Here is a 21,083-nt window from a genome sequence, read left to right on the forward strand (position 1 = left end):
AGAGGTCCGGTTGCCGCGCGACGTCGACCTGGCATCAATCAGACAGCCTCGTTGGACTCGTCCTCGAACGCGGCAAATACCGGATCCTCAGTGACGATCTCTTCGGCCGCGAGGAATTCGTTGGTGATGATGCCTTCAGCGATCTCGCGCAGGGCAACAACGGTAGGCTTGTCGTTTTCCCATGCCACGCGTGGTTCTTTACCACCGGTGGCCAGTTGGCGGGCGCGTTTGGTGGAGAGCATGACCAGCTCAAAACGGTTATCCACGTGTTCCAGGCAGTCTTCAACAGTTACGCGGGCCATGGTCTTCCTCAGTAGCAATGCGGTAGGCGTACAGCCCAGAATGGGCAGGCGGACTGTGTAGTTTAAAAAATCACCAGCCAATAGGGAAGGGCTGTTTTGACGGCCGGGTTTTCGCGGACAATCCGTGGGAGCGGGCTTGCCCCGCGAAAGGGGCGCTACAGACGCCTTGATGGCTCTGACGATAACGGTTTCCAGGCCTCAAATACAACAGACGATTGGAGCCTAACGCAACATCGCCCCGCGCAAATGCGGGGTCAGTTCCTCGAACAGCGTCTGCACTGAGCGCAAGGCGCGGCAGTCCGGCCGGGTCAGCAGCCATAACTGCGTGTCGCAACCGGGCAGCGCGGCGCTCAGCGCCTCGACGTCGGGCAGGTCATGCACCATGTAATCGGGCAGCGCCGCCACGCCCAGGCCGGTGCTGACCAGTTGGGCGATGGTCGACATGCCGCTGCACATGTACCGCGGGATCAGCCCTGGGTGCTGCTGGTTGCGCCAGACCACCGTCGGGTGATCCTGCATCGAGTCGTCCGGGGCGATCCACGGCACGCTGCCGGGGGCCTCGGCGAGGCGTTCGCGCAAACTGGGGTGGCCGCAGATGACGTAGGAGGTCGAGCCCAGGCAGCGCCCGACCAGATGCTCGGGCGGTGTGTTGGTCAGACGCAGGGCAATGTCGGCGTCGCGCCGGCTGAGGTTGGCGAAGGTGTTGGAGGTACCCAGTTCCAGTGACAACGCCGGGTAGTTCGGCATGAACGTCGCCAGGGCCGGTAGCAGCAGGCTGTGCAGCACGGCCTCGGTGCAGGTCAGGCGGACCGTGCCGCTGACGACCTGCTCACCGCTGGTCAGGGCGATGCGCGCCGCCTCCAGTGCCAGCTCGGCGCGTTCGGCCTGCTCGGCCAGGGCCTGGGCGGTGTCGGTCGGCAGGTAGCCCTTGCGGCTTTTCACGAACAGCGCGGTGCCCAGCGCCGATTCCAGGCGGCGGATCGAGCGGAACACCGTCGAAACGTCGACCTTGAGCAGCTCGGCGGCCTTGGCCAGCGACCTACCTCGCTCCAGGGCCAGGACCAGGGAAAGGTCGGCATGGGTAATCTGATATTGCATTGGTGCACGCTCTGCTTGCCGAAATGCCAATGTCTGTTGCGTTGAGGCCATTTTATAGTGAAACGGCCTGCGGGAATCAATGCACCCCGTCGGGCCAGAAAATCCCCACGATGGGACCGTGAAAAAAACAACAGCAGCAACCATCGTCGCCCGTGAGGCGCCTGCCGTACCCCTCCACATCGCCGCTCCAAATCATAGGATGTACAGCCATGACGTCGGTCACCCCGTGCGCCAGTTCTTCCAGCGAAGTGAATGACTTTCTCAAGGCCCATCCGGACATCCAGTATGTTGATCTACTGATCTCCGACATGAACGGCGTGGTCCGCGGCAAGCGCATCGAGCGCGCCAGCCTGCACAAGGTCTACGAGCGCGGCATCAACCTGCCGGCGTCGTTGTTTGCTCTCGATATCAACGGCTCGACGGTCGAGAGCACCGGCCTTGGCCTGGACATCGGCGATGCCGACCGGATCTGTTACCCGATCCCCGGCACCCTGTGCTACGAGCCCTGGCAAAAGCGCCCCACCGCCCAGCTGCTGATGACCATGCACGAGATCGAAGGCGAGCCGTTCTTCGCCGACCCGCGTGAAGTGCTGCGCCAGGTGGTGAGCAAGTTCGACGATCTGGGGCTGGATATCTGCGCGGCGTTCGAGCTGGAGTTCTACCTGATCGACCAGGACAACCTCAACGGTCGTCCGCAGCCGCCGCGTTCGCCGATCTCCGGCAAGCGCCCGCAGTCGACCCAGGTGTACCTGATCGACGACCTCGACGAGTACGCCGACTGCCTGCAGGACATGCTCGAGGCCGCCAAGGAGCAGGGCATCCCCGCGGATGCGATAGTCAAGGAAAGCGCCCCGGCGCAGTTCGAGGTCAACCTGCACCATGTCGCTGACCCGATGAAGGCCTGCGACTACGCGATCCTGCTCAAGCGCCTGATCAAGAACGTCGCCTACGACCATGAGATGGACACTACCTTCATGGCCAAGCCCTACCCGGGCCAGGCGGGTAATGGCCTGCACGTGCACATTTCGTTGCTGGACAAAAAAACCGGCAAGAACATCTTCACCAGCGAAGACCCGCTCGAGAGCGAGCCGCTGCGCAATGCCATCGCCGGGGTGCTGGAAACCATGCCCGCGTCAATGGCCTTCCTCTGCCCCAACGTCAACTCGTACCGCCGCTTCGGCGCTCAGTTCTACGTGCCCAATGCACCGAGCTGGGGCCTGGACAACCGCACCGTGGCAGTCCGCGTGCCGACCGGCAGCAGCGATGCCGTGCGTATCGAGCACCGTGTGGCGGGCGCCGATGCCAACCCGTACCTGATGATGGCGTCGATCCTCGCCGGCATCCACCACGGTCTGGTCAACAAGCTCGAGCCTTGCGAGCCGATCGAAGGCAACTCGTACGAGCAGCTCGAGCAGAGCCTGCCGAACAACCTGCGCGACGCCCTGCGCGCGTTGGATGACAGTGAAGTCCTCAACCAATACATCAGCCCGGATTACATCGACATCTTCGTCGCCTGCAAGGAAAGCGAGCAGGCTGAGTTCGAAGTGTCGATCTCCGACCTCGAGTACAACTGGTACCTGCACACGGTGTAAGCCCATGAGCGCAAATGCGGTCCCTCTGATCGGTGTCAGCGCCTGCCGCCAGCAGGTTGGGAAGAACTCGTCGCACACGGTCGGCGACAAGTATGTCGAGGCAGCCGGCTTTGCCGGCACTCCGCTGATTCTCCCGGCCCGCGATGTGGCCGGCGACCCTGCCAGGTTGCTGGCCACACTCGACGGCATTGTTTTTACCGGCTCGCCTTCAAATGTCGAGCCGCATCATTACAATGGCGCCCCCAGCGCCGAGGGTACCCGTCACGACCAGGCGCGTGACAGCCTGACCTTGCCGCTGCTGCGGGCGGCAATTGCCGCCGGCGTACCGGTGCTGTGCATCTGTCGTGGTTTCCAGGAATTGAACGTGGCCCTTGGCGGCAGCCTCCACCAGCGCGTGCATGAGCTGCCCGGCTACCTTGACCATCGCGAATCGCAGGAGGCACCGCTGGAGGTGCAATACGGCCCTCGGCACAGTGTGCGCATTGAAGCGGGTGGGCTGTTCGAGCGCTTGGGCCTGGCCGAGCAGTTCGAGGTCAACTCGCTGCACGCCCAAGGTATCGACCGATTGGCCCCCGGCCTGCGCGTCGAGGCCAAGGCCCCGGATGGCCTGATTGAAGCGGTGTCCATGTCTGATGCGCCGGGCTTCGTGCTCGGCGTGCAATGGCACCCGGAATGGCGTTTCGCCGAAAACCCGGTCTCCCTACGCCTGTTTCAGGCGTTTCGCGAGGCCTGTATCGCCCATGCTGCTCGGGAGGGTTTACCGCAGAAGGCATCCTGAGCTCAGCCGAAGGTCTCGGATGACTCACCCCGTTGCAGCAGCTTTCAATGAGTGAAAGCGGACCCCGCTATGGAAGGTCTGTAAAACAATACCAATATAAACGGCGAATACTCATGAGCGTAAAGACTGAAACCGGCCGCCCACCCGATGCGGCGACCGATCCAGACAACACGGGCACGCGGGTCAGCAAGGGCTTGGCCAAGGGCCGTCTTGGCCTGTTGGCCAGCGTGGTGCTGGGCATCTCTACCATTGCCCCGGTCTACACCCTGACCGGCGCCCTCGGGCCGACCGTGCGTGAAGTCGGTGCGCACCTGCCGGCGGTGTTCATCGTCGGCTTCCTGCCCATGTTGCTGGTCGCCCTGGGCTACCGTGAGCTGAACGCGGCAGAGCCGGACAGCGGCACTTCGTTTACCTGGTCGGCGCGGGCTTTTGGCCCGATGATCGGCTGGATCGGCGGTTGGGGGCTGGTGGTGGCCACGACCATCGTGTTGTCCAACCTGGCCGGCGTGGCGGTGGACTTCTTCTATCTGTTTCTTGCGCAGATCACCGGCGACCAGTCGCTGGCGGCACTGGCGGACAACCTGCCGATCAACATCATCACCTGTTGCGCGTTCATTGCCCTGGCGGTGTGGATCTGCTGCCGAGGGATGGGCACGACCATGACCGTGCAGTACGGCCTGGTGGCCTTGCAGCTGTTGGTGCTGATCGGCTTTGCCTTCGCCGCGTTCGGTGAAACCACGGCGCCACCACCGCTGGCCTTTGATCTGGCCTGGTTCAACCCGTTTGGTGTCGAGTCGTTCTCGGCGTTTGCGGCGGGCTTGTCGCTGTCGATCTTCATCTTCTGGGGTTGGGACGTGTGCCTGACGGTGAGTGAAGAGTCGATTGGCAGTGATGAAGTGCCGGGCAAGGCCGCCACCTGGACGGTGCTGCTGATCCTGTTCCTGTACCTGCTGACGGCGATTGCCACTCTGCAGTTCGCCGGCATCAGCGACGTCGGCCTGGGCCTGGGTAATCCGCGCATCCAGGAGAACGTCTTCGCCCACCTGGCAGGTCCGGTGATGGGGCCGCTGGCGATTCTGATGTCGGTCGCGGTGCTGGCCAGTACCGCGGCTTCGTTGCAGTCGACCTTTGTTTCGCCTGCGCGTACGTTGCTGGCGATGGGGTACTACGGCGCCGTGCCGCAGCGCTTCGCCAAGGTCTGCCCGCGTTCGCAGACGCCGCGTTACGCGACGATTTGCGCCGGCATCGCCGCAGCGCTGTTCTACGTGACCATGCGCACGCTCAGCGAGAACGTGCTGGCCGATACCATCACTGCGCTGGGGATGATGATCTGCTTCTACTATTCGCTGACGGCCTTTGCTTGCGTCTGGTACTTCCGCCACAGCCTGTTCGCCAGCCTGCGCCACTTCTTCATGCGCGGGGTGTGCCCGTTGCTGGGTGGGGTGATCTTGTCGGTGATCTTCGTGCGCACGGCAATCGACAGCGCTTCGCCAGACTTTGGCAGCGGCTCGCATGTGGGTGGGCTGGGGCTGGTGTTCGTGATTGCGGCGATCATCTCGCTGCTGGGGATCTGCCTGATGTTGCTGTCCAGGCTGCGCCTGCCGGCGTTTTTCCTCGGGGCTACCTTGCAGCAGCAGGCAAAACTGCAGTTGCAGGACTGATCGTTGCGGGCGCTCTGCGCCCCTTTCGCGACACAAGGCCGCTCCTACAGGGGACCGCGCTCAGCTTATGGCTGGCGTCGAACCTGTAGGAGCGGCCTTGTGTCGCGAAAGGGCCTCGAAGAGGCCCCGGCTATGGATCAGCCAACCAGTTGCTTGAGCAGCGCCCCATGGCGCTGTTGCTGCTTGGCCAGCAGCAGGCGATTGGCGCGGAACACCGCCTTGATGTCGTCCAGCGCGGTCGCGAAATCATCATTGACGATCACGTAATCGTACTCGGCGAAGTGTTCCATCTCGCTGACTGCTTCCTTCATGCGCCCTTCGATGATCGCTTCGCTGTCCTGGCCACGCCCGGTCAGGCGATGGCGCAGGTCTTCCTGGCTCGGTGGCAGGATGAAGATCGACAGCGCCTCGGGCATCAGCTCGCGCACCTGCTGCGCACCTTGCCAGTCGATCTCGAGGATCAGGTCGATGCCCTGGTCCAGGGTCTGCTGCAAGGCGCTGCGCGAGGTGCCGTAGTAATTGCCGAACACCTCGGCGTGTTCGAGGAAGTCACCTTTCTCGATCAGCGCCTTGAAGTCTTCGTGGGCGACGAAGTGGTAGTTCACGCCGTGCTCTTCACCCGGGCGCATGGCGCGGGTGGTGTGCGAAACCGAGACGCGAATGTGTTCATCGGCCTGGGTCAGCGCCGTGACCAGGCTGGTCTTGCCTGCGCCAGACGGGGCCGAAACGATATAAAGGGTGCCGCTGCAGTGATTCATGGTAGGGGTGGCCTTACTCGATATTCTGTACTTGTTCGCGCATCTGTTCGATCAACACCTTGAGGTTGACCGCCGCCTGCGTGCTGCGCGGGTCGAACGCCTTGGAGCCGAGGGTGTTGGCTTCTCGGTTGAGCTCCTGCATGAGGAAATCCAGCCGGCGCCCCGCAGCGCCAGCGGACTTGAGTACCCGCCGCACTTCGATGATATGGGTGTTGAGACGGTCCAGTTCTTCGGCGACGTCGCTTTTCTGCGCCAGCATGACCATCTCTTGCTCCAGACGCTGCGGGTCGAGCTCGGCCTGCATGTCGTGGAACCGGTCGAGGATCTTCTGCCGCTGCGCCGCCAGCATCTGCGGCACCAGCGCGCGCAGGGTGGTGACCTCGGTGGCCATGTTGTCCAGGCGCTCGTTGATCAGCCGAGCCAGCTCCTGGCCTTCGCGTTGGCGACCGACCTTGAGCTCCTGCAGGGCATCGTTGAACAGCGCCACGGCTTCGGCGTTGAGCGCCTGCGGGTCGCTGGCGTCAGCCACCAGCACACCAGGCCAGGCCAGCACTTCCAAGGGGTTGAGTGGCGCCGGCTGCTTGATCAGGCTGGCCACCGTCTCGGCGGCGGCGACCAGTTGCGCGGCGCGCTCACGGTCGACCTGCAGCGGTTTGCCGGTGCTGTCTTCATTAAGGCGCAGGGTGCATTCGACCTTGCCCCGCGACAGACCCTGGCGCAGGCCTTCGCGCACTGCGCCTTCAAGGTCGCGCAGGGCTTCGGGCAGGCGCAGGTGCGGTTCCAGGTAACGGTGGTTGACCGAACGTAGCTCCCAGACCAGGGTGCCTTGGCTGCCGGCGCGCTCGACACGAGCAAAAGCGGTCATGCTGTGCACCATGGGGGAGGACCTCGCAAAAGATGGTTGAACGGGGAGCCTTTCGGCTGCAAGGCGCAGGATTGTAGCGCAGTGCGGCCCTGGCGCCCAACTTACCCGGGGCAGCCGCCCATGTTACAGGCAGCCCCCGCCTGGGTGGGAAAAGGCGACAGGCTGCCAGGGGCACGACGATAGGCATGTCCTCGTCGGGCTGCGGGCTTTATAATGCTCGGCAGATTCAAGTCCCAGTACAGGTATCCCAAATGAAACGTCCAAGTGGTCGCGCCGCCGATCAGCTCCGCTCGATCCGCATCACCCGCAACTACACCAAGCACGCCGAGGGGTCGGTACTGGTCGAGTTCGGTGACACCAAAGTCATCTGCACGGTCAGCGTCGAAAACGGTGTACCCCGCTTCCTCAAAGGCCAGGGCCAAGGTTGGGTCACCGCCGAATACGGCATGCTGCCGCGCTCCACTGGCGAGCGTAACCAGCGTGAAGCCAGCCGTGGCAAGCAGGGTGGCCGCACCCTGGAAATCCAGCGCCTGATCGGTCGCTCCCTGCGCGCTGCGCTGGACATGAAAAAGCTCGGTGAAGTCACCCTGTATGTCGACTGCGACGTGATCCAGGCCGACGGTGGCACCCGGACCGCGTCGATCACCGGCGCCATGGTCGCCCTGGTCGATGCCCTGCGCGTGATCAAGAAGCGCGGCGGCCTCAAGGGCGGCGATCCGCTCAAGCACATGATCGCCGCCGTGTCGGTGGGCATGTACCAGGGCGAAGCTGTGCTCGACCTGGACTACCTGGAAGACTCCGCCGCCGAGACCGACCTCAACGTGGTGATGACCAGCGCTGGCGGTTTCATCGAAGTGCAGGGCACCGCTGAAGGTGCGCCGTTCCAGCCGGAAGACTTCAACGCCATGCTGGCGCTGGCGCAGAAGGGCATGAACGAGATCTACGAACTGCAGAATGCCGCCCTGGCGGACTGATTGCTGATGTAGAGATAAAAAAGGCGACCGTGATGGTCGCCTTTTTTTGTGCTGCCGGTGCTGACCTCTGTGATCAGATGGTCAGCGTCCAGTCATAATCCACGATCAGTGGCGCATGCTGGGAGAACCGCGGCTGGCGCGGCAGGCGCGCGTTGCGCACGAAGCGGCGCAGGCCTGGGGTGAGGATCTGGTAGTCGAACCGGTAGCCCAAGTTGAGCATCTCGGCCTGCTCGTTGTCCGGCCACCAGCTGTACTGGTCGCCTTCGCGGCTGACTTCGCGCAGGGCATCGACGTAGCCCATGTCGCCGACAATCGAGTCCATCCACGCCCGCTCGGGCGGCAGGAAGCCTGGCGATTGCTGGCTGTCGCGCCAGTTCTTGATGTCGAGCTTCTGCTGCGCGACGTAGAACGAGCCGCAGTAGATGTACTCGCGGCGCTTGCGGCGCTGCTTGTCCAGGTACTTGCCGAAATCGTCCATCAACTTGAATTTCTGGTTCAAGTCTTCGTCGCCGTTCATGCCCGAAGGCAGCAGCAAGGTGGCAATACTGACTTTGTCGAAATCTGCTTGCAGGTAACGCCCGTAACGGTCGGCTGTCTCGAAGCCCAGGCCGGTGATGACTGCCTTGGGCTGCATCCGCGAGTAGAGCGCCACGCCACCTTGGGCGGGCACCTCTGCATCGCAGGCATAAAGGAAATAGCCATCGAGCTGGAAAGCTGGGTCGTCGAGTTCAAAGGCCGAGGCGCGGGTATCCTGAAGGCAGATGACGTCGGCATTCTGGGCTTGTAGCCAGCTGAGCAAACCACGCTCGGCCGCAGCCTGAATACCATTAACGTTCACACTGATGATCCGCATAAATGGCCCCAAAAATCTCGTGCGTGTATGATACCCGAGCTCAACTCATTTAGCTAAATCCGTGGTGTCTGGGACTCTTCATGCAGCCGTATCAGCGCGACTTCATCCGTTTTGCCATCGATCGCGGCGTACTGCGCTTCGGTGAGTTCACCCTGAAATCGGGGCGTACCAGCCCGTACTTCTTCAATGCGGGCCTGTTCAACAGCGGCTCGGCCTTGGCCGAACTGGGGCGTTGCTACGCGGCGGCCATCGTCGACAGCAAGATCCCCTTCGACGTGTTGTTTGGCCCTGCGTACAAAGGTATTCCGCTGGCTTCGGCCACGGCGGTGGCCTTGGCCGACCGGCATCAGCTCGACGTGCCGTGGTGCTTCAACCGCAAGGAAGCCAAGGCCCATGGCGAAGGCGGCAGCCTGGTTGGTGCGCCGCTCGAAGGTAATGTGCTGATCATCGATGATGTGATCACTGCCGGTACTGCGATCCGTGAGGTCATGCAGATCATCAGTGCCCAGCAGGCCACCGCCGCGGGTGTATTGATCGCGCTGAACCGCGAAGAGCGCGGCAATGGCGAGCTGTCGGCGATCCAGGAAGTGGAGCGTGACTTCGGTATTCCGGTGGTCAGCATCGTTTCGCTGACCCAGGTGCTGGAGTTCCTTGCCGATGATCCGCAGCTCAAGCAGCATCTGCCTGCGGTAGAGGCGTATCGGGCGCAGTACGGGATCTGAGGATCGCGGGTAGAAAGACGGCGACCTGTGTGGGTCGCCTTTTTTTTTAGGTTATTCGCGGGTGGGCGGGGGCTGGGTTTGGGGCTTTTCGGTTGGCGGCTTATCCATTTGATGGGGTGGCGCTGCTGGCCCCTTCCGCCCTTACGGCCATCCCTTTCAAGGTGTTCTGAAAGTGCGCTTGGCGAGCTCAAGCCAAAGAAAAATTCAGAAAAATGCAGAGACCTTGAAAGGGATGGCCCTTACGGCGGGTTAATTTTTTTCTTGGAAAAAAGTAACCAAAAACCGCTGGCTCCCACATACGGCCCTCCGCTGCGCTGCGGGTCCCCTCGCTCCGGTCTTGCTCCGGGAGCACCGCGCTGTACGGCCCATCCTGGGCCTCAGCGCTTTGCGGCCATCCATGGCCTCCACCTCCCTGCGCAAGCCCTGCGCTCGGCCTCCTGAAGTCGCTGTAGATCAAGAGCAAGGTCAACAGCCAGGGCAACGGCTGGCGAATCGCTGCGCTCTCGCTTTGTTTATTCACCAGCGGATTTGTGGGGTGGCTGGCAGGGCTGCGCCCTGCGATTTGCATTGGCTGTACCGGCCTCTTCGCGGGACAAGCCCGCTCCTACAGGGATTGCGCAGATTTTGAATTCGGCGCAAATCCTGTAGGAGCGGGCTTGCCCCGCGAAGAGGTCCGAATATCCACCACACCTGCCACTATCGAAGACAACGCCAGCTCAGACGCCACCCGTAACTTCGCGACGTCAGGAGGCCGAGTGGAGGTCTTGCGCAGGGAGGTGGAGGCCATGGATGGCCGGAAAGCGCTGAGGCCCAGGATGGGCCGTACAGCGCGGTCCTCCCGGAGCAAGACCGGAGTGAGGGAACCCGCAGCGCAGCGGAGGGCCGGATGCAGGAGCAAGCGGTTTTTGGTTACTTTTTTCCAAGAAAAAAAGTGACCCGCCGTAAGGGCGGAAGGGGCCAGAAAAGCCACAACATCAAATGGATAAGCCCACAATTCCCAAGCCAAGCCAAGCCAAGCCAAGCCAAGCCAAGCCAAGCCAAGCCAAGCCAAGCCAAGCCCACAAATCATCTCCCCCAACAATCCGTGAAGAACCAATAAACCAGGCGACCTGTTAGGGCAATGCCGGCCACTTAAGACTAGGTCGCCTTTTTCGTGCCCTCTGCACTGAGGTTCAATCAGTGCCGTACTTGGGCGAACGCGGCCCGTACAGGATGCCGCCATTCGGATACGGCGACAGCAGGCGGGCACTGGTCATCCCGGCGATCGGGTAGCCGGCGTCGTCCTGCACGCTACTGATGATCTGGTTGATCGCCGCGGCCACCAGCAAGCCAATTACGCCGCCCTGGTTCTGCCGGCCTTCTTCGCTCGACGCGGTGGCGCTACCGGTCCACAAGGTGGCGCCGGTCTTGAGGTCGACCAGCTTGGCATTGGCGGTGACGATGGTCGCGCTGCTAATCACCATGTAGCGGGTGCCATAGTCGCTCACCGTCACGTACAGGCCGGCATCGGCGCCGAAGATCTCGTGCAGCTTGGTGGTCGGCAACTGGTGAATGTCGGCTGGAGTGGTCATGCCGTTCTGGCGGAAAGTTTCATCCACCAAGGCCACCGGCATCACGTAGTAACCGGCTTCGGCCAGCGGGTAGGTCACCTGCGACAGCATGCTGTAGGTGGCCTTGACGTCAGGCGAGTCGTTCAGCGGCGGCAGGATCAGGATCGACTTCGGCCGGCTCTGCTTGTAGGCCGAGTAGTCGATGGTCTTGCGCTCGGCACAGCCCGCGAACAGGGCCAGCACACAGGCGCCGACGATTAGTTGGGAGAGGCGCTTGATCACTGTTTGGCTCCTTGCCGGGCGTTACTCATCAAAAAGTCCATGTAGGCGGTCGACTCCGGGAACAGGGCCTTCTCGGTCTGGAACTGCTGGATCATCTGGTCATCCTTGCCCAGGCTCGAATAGATCAGGCCCAGCTGCGCGTGGTAGCCCGGCGGCACCGCGCCGTTCTTGGCCTTGATCTTTTCCAGGTCGCGCTCGAGGGCGATCGCCTGCTCTTCCTTGGACTGGCCCTTGAAGTACTCGTAGACCTGCGGCTGATAGCTTTCCCACTGGTAGAGGGTCTTGTGCGAATTGCAGCCAGCCAGCAGTAGGCCGCCCAGCACGAGGCCGGCGGCGGGGAGGGTGATGCGCATGGGACTGTCTTCCTTGTCGTGCTGGGCCGTTTACTGGGCTTGAGGCTTCCATTGACCGCTGTCGACGGCATCAACCAATTTGTTCACCGCTTCGCGCATGGCCAGGTCGAGGACCTTGCCATTGAGCGTCGAGTCGTAGCTGGCGGTGCCGCCGAAGCCGATGATCTCGCGGTTGGAGAGCGCGTATTCGCCGGCGCCCTGGCTCGAATAGACCACTTCCGAGGTACTGATGTTGACGATGTTCAGGGCTACTTTGGCGTAGGCAATCTGGGTCTTGCCGCGGCCGAGGATACCGAACAGCTGATGGTCGCCGACTTCCTTGCGGCCGAACTCGGTGACGTCGCCGGTGACCACGAAGTCTGCGCCCTTGAGCTTCTGCAGCTGCTTTTTGATGGCGGCTTCCTGCTGGATCTCGCTCATGTTGTCGCGATCGAGCACGTTGAAGCGGTTGGTCTGCTGCAGGTGGGTGATCAGGATGGTCTTGGCCTGCCCGCCGAGGCGGTCGACGCCGTCGGAGAAGATCCCGCGCATATAGCTGGAGCGGTTATCGAACTTGCCTACGGCAATGGGCGTGCGCAAGCCGCTGTACGGGCGGTTGACGCTCTCGACCTGTTGTACGGCAACGGCGGTGGATGTTTCAGTGGCGGCACAGCCAGCCAGGGACCCGACAGCCAGGGCGGCTGCCAGCACGAGTCCGTGTGATGCGTATTTCACGCGATTTCTCCAAGGTGAATGAACTGCATGGGGCTGCTTTGCAGCCCATCGCGGGCAAGCCCGCTCCCACGCAGCCCGAGTGGTGCGAGCTATGCGTAGGAGCGGGCTTGCCCCGCGATGGGCCGCAAAGCAGCCCCAAGAACTATCAGATATGACGCTTGTGGTTGGTAATCAGGGTACCCACGCCGCTGTCGGTGAAGATCTCCAGCAGCACCGCATTAGGCACGCGACCGTCGATGATGTGCGAGCTCTGCACGCCACCCTGGACCGCTTCCAGTGCACATTTGATCTTCGGCAGCATGCCGCCGTAGATGGTCCCGTCGGCGATCAGCTCGTTGACCTGCTCGGTGGTCAGGCCGGTCAGGACCTGGCCCTGCTTGTCCATCAAGCCGGCAATGTTGGTCAGCAGCATCAGCTTCTCGGCCTTGAGTGCCTCGGCAACCTTGCCCGCGACCAGGTCGGCGTTGATGTTGTACGACTCACCGTTGGCGCCGACGCCGATGGGCGCGATCACCGGAATGAAGTCGCCCTTGACCAGCATGTTGAGCAGGTCGGTGTTGACCCCGACCACTTCGCCAACGTGGCCGATGTCGATGATTTCCGGGGTGGTCATCTCAGGGGTCTGGCGCGACACGGTGAGCTTCTTGGCGCGGATCAGTTCCGCGTCCTTGCCGGTCAGGCCGATGGCGCTGCCGCCGTGACGGTTGATCAGGTTGACGATGTCCTTGTTGACCTGGCCACCGAGGACCATCTCCACCACGTCCATGGTCGCCGAGTCGGTCACGCGCATGCCGTCGATGAAGTGGCTTTCGATCGACAGGCGCTTGAGCAGGTCGCCGATCTGCGGGCCGCCACCGTGCACGACCACCGGGTTGATGCCGACGGCCTTCATCAGCACGATGTCACGGGCGAAACCGGTTTTGAGCTCTTCGCTCTCCATCGCGTTGCCGCCGTACTTGATCACCAGGGTCTTGCCGACAAAGCGGCGAATGTAGGGCAGCGCTTCGGACAAAACCTCGGCTACATGGGAAGCGGCATCGCGATCGAGGGTCATGCAGGGCTCCTGTAAGGAACAGATAGTCGGTCAGAACGGCAGTTGCAGGTCAGGGGCAACTCGCAGCAACTGGGCGCGGAAAACATCCTTGATACGTTGCAATTCGGCCTCGCTGTCGGCCTCGAAGCGCAGCACCAGCACCGGTGTGGTGTTGGAGGCGCGTACCAGGCCCCAGCCATGGGCGTAGTCGACCCGCACACCGTCGATGGTGGTCAGGTTGGCTTCGCCCCAGTCGGCGTCGCGTTGCAGTGCATCAATGATGCTGAATTTACCCTCGTCGGTCACATCAATATTGATTTCCGGCGTGGAAATATCGTCAGGGAACGCCGCAAACAGGCTTTCGGCGTCCTGGCCGGCCTTGCTGAGGATCTCCAGCAGGCGCGCGGCACTGTAGATGCCGTCGTCGAAGCCGTACCAGCGTTCCTTGATGAAAATGTGCCCGCTCATCTCGCCCGCGAGCAACGAACCGGTCAGTTTCATCTTCTTCTTGATCAACGAGTGACCGGTCTTCCACATTAGCGCGCGGCCGCCGTGCTGTTCGATCAGCGGGGTCAGGCGACGGGTGCATTTGACGTCGAAGATGATCTCGGCACCCGGATTGCGCGACAGCACGTCCTGGGCGAACAGCATCAGCAGGCGGTCGGGGTAGACGATGGTACCGGTGTTGGTCACCACGCCGACGCGGTCGCCGTCACCGTCGAAGGCCAGGCCGATATCGGCGCCGACTTCCTTGACCTTGGCGATCAGGTCTACCAGGTTTTCCGGCTTGCCCGGGTCCGGGTGGTGGTTGGGGAAGTTACCGTCGACCTCGCAGAACAGCGGGATCACTTCACAGCCCAGGGCTTCGATCAGTTGTGGGGCAATCACCCCGGCAGCGCCGTTGCCGCAGTCGACCACGACCTTGAGCGGCTTTTGCAGCTGAATGTCGGCGGTGATCTGGTCGTAGTAACGGGCGAGGATCTCGACTTTTTCCACACGGCCTTCACCGCGGGTCAAATCGTCGGTCTTCAAGCGGGTCAGCAGGGCCTGGATCTGTTCGTTGGCCAGGGTGTCGCCAGCGATGACGATCTTGAAGCCGTTGTAGTCGGACGGGTTGTGGCTGCCGGTGAGCATGACCCCGGACGTGCCAGCCAGCACATTGGCGGCGTAGTACAGCGCTGGCGTCGGCACCAGGCCGACGTCGCTGACCGTGCAACCGGCGTCAACCAGGCCCTGGATGAGTTGCTCGACCAGCATCGGGCCGGACAGGCGACCATCGCGGCCGACGGAGATGTTGGGTTCGCCCTGAGACAGGGTCTGTGCACCGATGGCGCGGCCGATCCAGTAGGCGGTCTCGGCGTGCAGGTTCTTGCCGACGATGCCGCGGATGTCATAGGCGCGGAAGATGCTCTCGGGCAAGTTGGGGACCAGCTGGGCCGTATCGTTCATCTCTGGGTGCTCCACTATCAAAGGCTTCTGGGTAGGCGCGAATTGCACGCTTGGACGGCACTTTTGCCAGAGAGTTCGCCATCCTTGGCGTGAACGGTCGTTATCCGGGCGTCAGTGGCTACCCGAATGGCCGAAGCCGCCAGCACCGCGCTGGCTCTCGTCGAAGGCTTCGACGATGTCGAAATGCGCCTGTACCACAGGCACCAGCACCAGCTGCGCGATGCGCTCGCCGATGGCGATGGTGAACGGCGTGTTGCCGCGGTTCCAGCAGGACACCATCAGCTCGCCCTGGTAGTCCGAGTCGATCAGGCCGACCAGGTTGCCGAGCACGATGCCGTGCTTATGGCCCAGGCCCGAGCGCGGCAGGATCAGCGCGGCCAGGCCCGGGTCGCCGACGTAGATCGACAGGCCGGTGGGGATCAGCAGGGTCTGGCCCGGCTCGAGGACGGTGTCCTCCTTGAGCATGGCGCGCAGGTCCAGGCCGGCGGAGCCGGGGGTGGCGTACTGCGGCAGGGGAAATTCGGCGCCAATGCGCGGGTCGAGAATCTTGGCTTGAAGAGCGTGCATGTAACTTATTGAACCTGATTGAGTCGTTCGGCGATAAAAGCAACCAGCTGACGGGCGATCTTGCCCTTGCTGGTCTGCGCGAAGAGGGTCTGGTGCTGCTGGCGGTCGATCACGGTCAAGGCGTTCTCCTCGCTGTTGAAGCCGATGCTGGGGTTGGCCACATCATTGGCGACGATCAGGTCGAGGTTCTTGTCCTTGAGCTTGCGCGTGGCGTAATCGAGCAAGTGTTCGGTCTCGGCGGCAAAGCCGACGCTGAACGGCCGATCGGCTCGGCCAGCCAGGGTGGCAAGGATATCCGGATTGCGCACCATCTGCAGCAGCATGCCGTCGCCGGTCGTAGGATCTTTCTTGAGTTTTTGCGTGGCGACTACTTCTGGGCGGTAGTCCGCGACCGCTGCCGAGGCGATGAACAGGTCGCAGGGCATAGCCGCTTCACAGGCCGCGAGCATGTCCCGCGCGCTGACCACGTCGATCCGGTTGACCCGGTCCGGGGTCTGCAGGTGCACGGGACCGGTGACGAGGGTCACCCGAGCCCCGGCTTCGGCAGCCGCTTCGGCCAGGGCAAAGCCCATCTTGCCGGAGCTATGATTGGTGATGTAGCGCACCGGGTCGATGTTTTCCTGGGTCGGCCCGGCGGTGATCAGCACGTGTTTGCCGGTCAGTGCCTGGCGCTTGAAGCTTTCCGCGGCGCACCAGGCCAGGTCGGCCGCTTCGAGCATGCGGCCCAGGCCGACGTCGCCACAGGCCTGGCTGCCGGAGGCCGGGCCGAACACCTGGATGCCACGGCTCTGTAGCAGCTCGAGGTTGGCCTGGGTGGCCGGGTCGCGCCACATGGCCTGGTTCATCGCCGGGGCTACGGCCACGGTGGCGTCGGTAGCCAGCACCAGGGTGGTCAGCAGGTCGTTGGCCATGCCTTGGGCCATGCGCGCCATGACGTCAGCGGTGGCCGGGGCGATCAGCACCAGGTCGGCCCATTTGGCCAGCTCGATGTGGCCCATGGCCGCTTCGGCGGCTGGGTCGAGCAGATCCATGTGCACCGGATGGCCGGACAGGGCCTGCAGGGTCAGTGGCGTGATGAACTCGGCACCGCCGCGGGTCATGACGACGCGCACCTGCGCGCCGTGTTCCAGGAGTCGGCGAATCAGCTCGGCGCTCTTGTAGGCGGCGATGCCGCCACCCACGCCGAGAACGATGCGCTTGCGATACAGCCGCTGCATAAGCTTGCCTTTTTCCAGTGAAAACGGGCGACGACGAAGAAGGCCTGCGGCAGATCGTCGCATTTACGAAGCGAAATAGATTACCACAGGGCCCAAACGCGCCGCAGTATGAGCCAAGGAGCAGCGATGAACATCAGGGAGTGGCCGGTAAACGAACGGCCAAGAGAGAAATTGCTGCACAAGGGGGCGGGGAGCCTGTCGGACGCCGAATTGCTCGCCGTGCTGCTAGGTTCAGGGGTCGCGGGGCAGAACGTGGTCGACCTGGCGCGCGGGCTGTTGGGGCGCTTTGGAGGGCTGAGACAGTTTCTCGAGGCGCAGCGCAGTGCCGTGCTGCAGGCGCCAGGGATGGGGCCGGTGAAGTATGCCCAATTACAGGCGTTGCTCGAGATCGGCCGGCGCTATCTGGACGAAACCATCGAGCGCGCGCCCGCCCTGGAGAGCCCGCTGGCGGTTCGTCGCTATCTGAAATCGATGCTGCGCCATGAGCCCAGCGAGGTGTTCGGCTGCCTGTTCCTGGATTCCAAGCACCGGCCGCTGGCGTTCGAGATTCTCTTTCGCGGCACCATCGACCGCGCCAGTATCTATCCCCGCGAGGTGGTGCGTCGGTCGTTGCTGCACAATGCGGCGGCGCTGATTCTGTGTCACAACCATCCTTCGGGGAATTGCGAACCGAGTCAGGATGATGTGCACATGACCTTGTCGCTCAAGCGCGGGCTGGCGCTGATCGATGTGCGGGTGCTGGATCATGTGATCATCGGCGACGGCGAGCCGCTGTCGATGCTCGAACATGGGTGGCTGGCGTGCTGATCTGCGAGCCAGTGCCGGCCTCTTCGCGGGACAAGCCCGCTCCTACAGGGTTTGCAGCGCTGCAAATCCTGTAGGAGCGGGCTTGCCCCGCGAAGAGGCCGGTTCAACCACCGCCAGCCAATGGTGTCAGCGCGTCACCGACACCTTGCTGAAATCCAGCCGCCCAAACGGGTTCACCTGATACCCCTCAACCCCCTGGCGCAACAAGGTCGCGGCGGTCGGATGCGCCAGCGGCAGCCACAGCGCCTGCTGCTGGATCAACGCCTGCGCCTGCTGGTACAGCCGGCTGCGCACACTCTGGTCGTTGGTGGTACGCCCAGCGCTGATCAGCTGATCCAGGCGGCTGTCGCAGAAGCGCGCGAAGTTGGTCCCGGACTTCACCGCTGCACAGGAAAACTGCGGCGTGAGGAAGTTGTCCGGGTCACCGTTATCACCCGCCCAGCCCATGAACAGCAGGTCATGTTCGCCGGCCTTGGCGCGGCGGATCAGTTCACCCCATTCGATCACGCGGATCTCGCTCTTGATGCCGATCTTGGCCAGGTCGGCCTGAAGCATCTGCGCGCCCAGGCTGGGGTTGGGGTTGAGCAGGCTGCCGGAAGGGCGGGTCCAGATGGTGGTAGTGAAACCGTCCGGCAGGCCGGCCTTGGTCAGCAGGGCCTTGGCTTTGTTCAGGTCGGTCGGGTAGCCCGGCAGGTCCTTGGCATAGCTCCAGGTGGTCGACGGGTAGGGGCCGTCGGCCTCAACGGCGGTGCCTTCGAACACGGCCTTGAGGTAGCTGGCCTTGTCGAACGCCAGGTTGATCGCCTGGCGTACTTCAGGCTTGTCCAGTGGCGGGTGCTGGCTGTTGATGGCGACAAAGGCGGTCATGAAGGCCGGGGTAGTGGCGACCTTGAGGTTGTCGTCCTTGCCGGCTTCGGCGATGTCCAGTGGCTTGGGCGACAGCGCCACCTGGCACTCGCCACGCTTGAGCTTCTGCAAGCGCACGTTGGCGTCCGTGGTGATCGCGTAGATCAGCGGGCCCACCGCCGGCTTGCCGGCGAAGTACTCGGCGTTGGCATCGAAGCGGACCTGGGCGTCCTTCTGGAAACGTTTGAAGACAAACGGCCCGGTACCCACAGGTTGGCTGTTGAGCTTCTCAGGGGTGCCCGCCTTGAGCAGCTTGTCGGCGTACTCGGCCGAGTAGATCGAGGCAAAGCCCATGCTCAGGGTGGCCAGGAAGGTCGCGTCCGGGTGGCTCAGGGTGAAACGCACGCTGTGCGGGTCGGGCGCGTCGATCGACTTGATCAGGCTGCCCAGTTGCAGCGACTGCGCATGCGGATAGCCGCCGGCGGCGGTCTTGTGCCAGGCATGGGCGGGGTAGAGCATGCGCTGGAAGCTGAACAGCACGTCGTCGGCGTTCAGCTCGCGGCTCGGCTTGAAATACGCCGTGTTGTGGAATTTGACGTCATCACGGAGCTTGAAGTCGTACACCAGGCCGTCGGCCGAGACCGTCCAGCTGAGGGCCAGGCTCGGTACCACCTTGCCATTCGTCGCGTCGAACTCCACCAGGCGGTTCATCAGCACGTCGGCCGAGGCGTTGGTGGTGGTCAGCGAGTTGTACTGGACCACGTCGAAGCCTTCCGGGCTGGCCTCGGTGCAGACGACGAGCGGCGCTGCCTGGGCAAGGCCGCAGAACAACAGGCTGGAAGAGAACAACAGGGAAAGGGCGGCGGCGCGCATCAAAGCTCCTTGGCTGGTCAGTGGCCCATCTGCCAGTGCAGTCTGGAAACGTCCTACCCTAGTGCGCGCGTTGGCAAATGACCACATCCTTTTTTACAATCCCTGCGACGAGCGGTCGACAGCGCGCGGGCCTAGTCGCTATGCTGGCCGCACTCGCTTGGCCCCTCGCAGATACTCATCTTCTGTTGTTGTGGCCGAGTCTTTCTGGTATAAAGCAGCGCTCTTTTCTAGGGGCTCGCTCTGTCGCGAAAGCGGATCCGGTCGATAAGACCCCCGGAAACACGGCGCCTGGCGCCATAGACTGAGAGATTAAGCGGCCAACCCATGCCGGGTTGGGCATGTGGTTTTAGAGGGCTGAGGCATGTCGAGAGTCTGTCAAGTTACCGGTAAGGGTCCGGTGACTGGGAATAACATTTCCCACGCAAACAACAAAACCCGTCGTCGTTTCCTGCCAAACCTGCAGCACCACCGTTTCTGGGTTGAATCCGAGAAGCGTTTCGTGCGTCTGCGCGTTTCCGCCAAGGGCATGCGTATCATCGACAAGCGCGGCATTGATGCCGTTCTGGTTGACATCCGCCGTGCCGGCGCCAAGGTTTAAGGGAGAGCATCATGCGTGAATTGATCCGTCTGGTATCGAGTGCTGGCACTGGCCACTTCTACACCACCGACAAGAACAAGCGCACCACCCCGGACAAGATCGAGATCAAGAAATATGATCCGGTCGTCCGTAAGCACGTGACCTACAAGGAAGCCAAGATCAAGTAATTGATCCGGCAACCTGAAAAACCCGCTTCTTCACGGAAGCGGGTTTTTTTATGCCTGGCTGAATAAGAAGGCAGCGGGTTAGTGCTCCGCAATCAAAGGGTTCTTTACGGGTTGCCGGGGGATGGTGGGTCTGGGGCTGGGGCCAGTGGCGCCACCACATCAAATGGATAAGCCCACAATGCCTAAGCCTGCCAAGTCCAGCCAAGCCAACAGCTCATCCCCCCCAACAACTAAAAAAGGGGCGCTCACCTGGAGCGCCCCTTTCCTGCTACAGACTGGCCAGCTTGAATCAGGCGATCTGCAGGCGATCAATCGCGCCGTTGCCATCGACGCCGATCATCACCCGGTCGGAGCGTATGTCCTTGGTGGTGATGTCGCGAGGGCCGGCAGCATAGGTCATGTTGGTGAGTTCGAGAATGTAGGGTTTGACGCTTTCTACATACTGCGAACCAATCACATGACGGGCAGGGGCGAGGATATCGGTGGTCATGGTGAATCTCCGTGAAGTGTCCTGGATTGGACGCCTTGATGATTCACCTGCTGGCCTGCCGATCAGCGGTACATAGTCACCACGCTAACCTGGGCAATCACTTCTGTTCGAACATCACGTAGATCTTGCGGCAGGGTTCGAGCACCTCCCAGGTGCCGGTAAACCCGGCCGGGATCACGAACCGATCACCGGCACGCAAGGTCTTGGCCTCGCCAGCGTCATCGCGCAGCACCGACACGCCCTGGACGATCTCGCAGTACTCGTGCTCGGTGTAGTTCACCGTCCATTGACCAACCGCACCTTCCCACACGCCCGCGGCAAATTGACCACAGGGGCTGGCGTAGTGGTTGTAGACGGTCTGATCGGGCTCACCCTTGAGGATTTTCTCCGCCGCCGGGCGGTAGCGCTCCGCTTCGGTCAGTACCTGGGCGAAGTCGACAATGCTCTTGATGCTCATGATTAGCCCTCTTGTTGTTTAATAAAATGCACATCAGTAGGCTTTTAGGCCGTTCGTGTCAAATATATTGATAGTTT

General features: G+C 62.4%; 23 protein-coding genes and 1 pseudogene. 9 read left to right on the forward strand and 15 right to left on the reverse strand.

The window, feature by feature from the left end; genetic code table 11:
• Window positions 1–38: 38 nt before the first annotated feature.
• Together rpoZ and J3B00_RS02775 are read right to left on the reverse strand one after the other, a co-directional pair.
• Window positions 39–302 (reverse strand): DNA-directed RNA polymerase subunit omega, encoded by a 264-nt coding sequence (gene rpoZ / locus J3B00_RS02770; protein ID WP_101322874.1) that lies wholly within the window; start codon window positions 300–302, stop codon window positions 39–41.
• A gap of 222 nt (window positions 303–524) precedes the next feature.
• The gene (locus tag J3B00_RS02775) at window positions 525–1,400 is read right to left on the reverse strand and encodes a LysR family transcriptional regulator (RefSeq protein WP_209863358.1); all 876 of its coding nucleotides are present in this window, start codon (window positions 1,398–1,400) and stop codon (window positions 525–527) included.
• 209 nt (window positions 1,401–1,609) lie between these two features.
• Here J3B00_RS02775 and J3B00_RS02780 point away from each other — a divergent pair, with 209 nt between their 5' ends.
• From J3B00_RS02780 to J3B00_RS02790, 3 genes are all read left to right on the forward strand, one after another.
• Window positions 1,610–2,992, forward strand: a complete 1,383-nt coding sequence (locus tag J3B00_RS02780) for a glutamine synthetase family protein (protein ID WP_209863361.1) — start codon at window positions 1,610–1,612, stop codon at window positions 2,990–2,992.
• 4 nt (window positions 2,993–2,996) lie between these two features.
• Window positions 2,997–3,770 carry a gamma-glutamyl-gamma-aminobutyrate hydrolase family protein gene (locus J3B00_RS02785; protein ID WP_209863364.1) on the forward strand — a complete coding sequence of 258 codons (774 nt, stop codon included), beginning with the start codon at window positions 2,997–2,999 and terminating at the stop codon, window positions 3,768–3,770.
• A gap of 113 nt (window positions 3,771–3,883) precedes the next feature.
• Window positions 3,884–5,431 carry an APC family permease gene (locus J3B00_RS02790; protein ID WP_209863367.1) on the forward strand — a complete coding sequence of 516 codons (1,548 nt, stop codon included), beginning with the start codon at window positions 3,884–3,886 and terminating at the stop codon, window positions 5,429–5,431.
• A 137-nt stretch (window positions 5,432–5,568) separates the two neighbouring features.
• Here the strand turns inward: J3B00_RS02790 and gmk are convergent, their stop codons facing one another.
• Window positions 5,569–6,189, reverse strand: coding sequence for a guanylate kinase (gene gmk / locus J3B00_RS02795; RefSeq protein ID WP_209863369.1), 621 nt, complete (start codon window positions 6,187–6,189; stop codon window positions 5,569–5,571).
• Between the two features lie 13 nt (window positions 6,190–6,202).
• On the reverse strand, window positions 6,203–7,066 hold the full coding sequence (locus tag J3B00_RS02800; RefSeq protein WP_209863372.1) for a YicC/YloC family endoribonuclease: 864 nt from the start codon (window positions 7,064–7,066) through the stop codon (window positions 6,203–6,205).
• Window positions 7,067–7,305: 239 nt separating this feature from the next.
• Here J3B00_RS02800 and rph point away from each other — a divergent pair, with 239 nt between their 5' ends.
• Entirely contained in the window at window positions 7,306–8,028 is a 723-nt protein-coding gene (gene rph / locus J3B00_RS02805; protein WP_209863375.1) for a ribonuclease PH, read from the forward strand.
• Window positions 8,029–8,101: 73 nt separating this feature from the next.
• On the opposite strand, the gene J3B00_RS02810 is transcribed toward rph, so the two are convergent.
• Entirely contained in the window at window positions 8,102–8,881 is a 780-nt protein-coding gene (locus tag J3B00_RS02810; protein ID WP_119137165.1) for an exodeoxyribonuclease III, read from the reverse strand.
• Window positions 8,882–8,961: 80 nt separating this feature from the next.
• On the opposite strand from J3B00_RS02810, the gene pyrE reads away from it, so the two are divergent.
• Together pyrE and J3B00_RS02820 are read left to right on the forward strand one after the other, a co-directional pair.
• A complete protein-coding gene (gene pyrE, locus J3B00_RS02815; RefSeq protein WP_209863378.1) occupies window positions 8,962–9,603 on the forward strand; it encodes an orotate phosphoribosyltransferase in 642 nt (213 codons plus the stop codon).
• An 886-nt stretch (window positions 9,604–10,489) separates the two neighbouring features.
• Entirely contained in the window at window positions 10,490–10,702 is a 213-nt protein-coding gene (locus tag J3B00_RS02820) for a hypothetical protein (RefSeq protein WP_209863381.1), read from the forward strand.
• A gap of 73 nt (window positions 10,703–10,775) precedes the next feature.
• On the opposite strand, the gene J3B00_RS02825 is transcribed toward J3B00_RS02820, so the two are convergent.
• From J3B00_RS02825 to coaBC, 7 genes and pseudogenes are all read right to left on the reverse strand, one after another.
• The gene (locus J3B00_RS02825) at window positions 10,776–11,411 is read right to left on the reverse strand and encodes a DUF799 domain-containing protein (protein WP_348635978.1); all 636 of its coding nucleotides are present in this window, start codon (window positions 11,409–11,411) and stop codon (window positions 10,776–10,778) included.
• Window positions 11,412–11,431: 20 nt separating this feature from the next.
• Window positions 11,432–11,788, reverse strand: a complete 357-nt coding sequence (locus tag J3B00_RS02830) for a DUF4810 domain-containing protein (RefSeq protein ID WP_209863386.1) — start codon at window positions 11,786–11,788, stop codon at window positions 11,432–11,434.
• Between the two features lie 30 nt (window positions 11,789–11,818).
• Window positions 11,819–12,478: a CsgG/HfaB family protein gene (locus tag J3B00_RS02835; protein ID WP_209874543.1), complete on the reverse strand. Its 660-nt coding sequence runs from the start codon at window positions 12,476–12,478 to the stop codon at window positions 11,819–11,821.
• A gap of 169 nt (window positions 12,479–12,647) precedes the next feature.
• A complete protein-coding gene (gene argB / locus J3B00_RS02840) occupies window positions 12,648–13,556 on the reverse strand; it encodes an acetylglutamate kinase (RefSeq protein WP_209863389.1) in 909 nt (302 codons plus the stop codon).
• A gap of 30 nt (window positions 13,557–13,586) precedes the next feature.
• Window positions 13,587–14,975, reverse strand: a pseudogene (locus J3B00_RS02845) (phosphomannomutase/phosphoglucomutase); the annotation flags it as partial.
• Between the two features lie 120 nt (window positions 14,976–15,095).
• Window positions 15,096–15,551: a dUTP diphosphatase gene (gene dut / locus J3B00_RS02850; RefSeq protein WP_209863395.1), complete on the reverse strand. Its 456-nt coding sequence runs from the start codon at window positions 15,549–15,551 to the stop codon at window positions 15,096–15,098.
• A 5-nt stretch (window positions 15,552–15,556) separates the two neighbouring features.
• A complete protein-coding gene (gene coaBC, locus J3B00_RS02855; protein WP_119137173.1) occupies window positions 15,557–16,768 on the reverse strand; it encodes a bifunctional phosphopantothenoylcysteine decarboxylase/phosphopantothenate--cysteine ligase CoaBC in 1,212 nt (403 codons plus the stop codon).
• A 126-nt stretch (window positions 16,769–16,894) separates the two neighbouring features.
• Between coaBC and radC the strand changes: the two genes are divergently transcribed.
• Window positions 16,895–17,575 carry a DNA repair protein RadC gene (gene radC / locus J3B00_RS02860; RefSeq protein WP_209863398.1) on the forward strand — a complete coding sequence of 227 codons (681 nt, stop codon included), beginning with the start codon at window positions 16,895–16,897 and terminating at the stop codon, window positions 17,573–17,575.
• Window positions 17,576–17,701: 126 nt separating this feature from the next.
• On the opposite strand, the gene J3B00_RS02865 is transcribed toward radC, so the two are convergent.
• A complete protein-coding gene (locus J3B00_RS02865) occupies window positions 17,702–19,294 on the reverse strand; it encodes an ABC transporter substrate-binding protein (protein WP_209863401.1) in 1,593 nt (530 codons plus the stop codon).
• 361 nt (window positions 19,295–19,655) lie between these two features.
• Between J3B00_RS02865 and rpmB the strand changes: the two genes are divergently transcribed.
• Together rpmB and rpmG are read left to right on the forward strand one after the other, a co-directional pair.
• Window positions 19,656–19,892, forward strand: a complete 237-nt coding sequence (gene rpmB, locus J3B00_RS02870; protein WP_023629974.1) for a 50S ribosomal protein L28 — start codon at window positions 19,656–19,658, stop codon at window positions 19,890–19,892.
• An 11-nt stretch (window positions 19,893–19,903) separates the two neighbouring features.
• Complete coding sequence (gene rpmG, locus J3B00_RS02875) at window positions 19,904–20,059, forward strand: 50S ribosomal protein L33 (protein ID WP_021702025.1); 156 nt, start codon at window positions 19,904–19,906, stop codon at window positions 20,057–20,059.
• Window positions 20,060–20,348: 289 nt separating this feature from the next.
• Here the strand turns inward: rpmG and J3B00_RS02880 are convergent, their stop codons facing one another.
• Together J3B00_RS02880 and J3B00_RS02885 are read right to left on the reverse strand one after the other, a co-directional pair.
• Entirely contained in the window at window positions 20,349–20,549 is a 201-nt protein-coding gene (locus J3B00_RS02880) for a hypothetical protein (protein WP_209863404.1), read from the reverse strand.
• Window positions 20,550–20,646: 97 nt separating this feature from the next.
• On the reverse strand, window positions 20,647–21,006 hold the full coding sequence (locus J3B00_RS02885; RefSeq protein ID WP_209863408.1) for a cupin domain-containing protein: 360 nt from the start codon (window positions 21,004–21,006) through the stop codon (window positions 20,647–20,649).
• Window positions 21,007–21,083: the final 77 nt, after the last annotated feature.

The organism is Pseudomonas sp. BP8 (assembly GCF_017875955.1).
In the GTDB taxonomy this organism is placed as follows: Bacteria; Pseudomonadota; Gammaproteobacteria; order Pseudomonadales; family Pseudomonadaceae; genus Aquipseudomonas.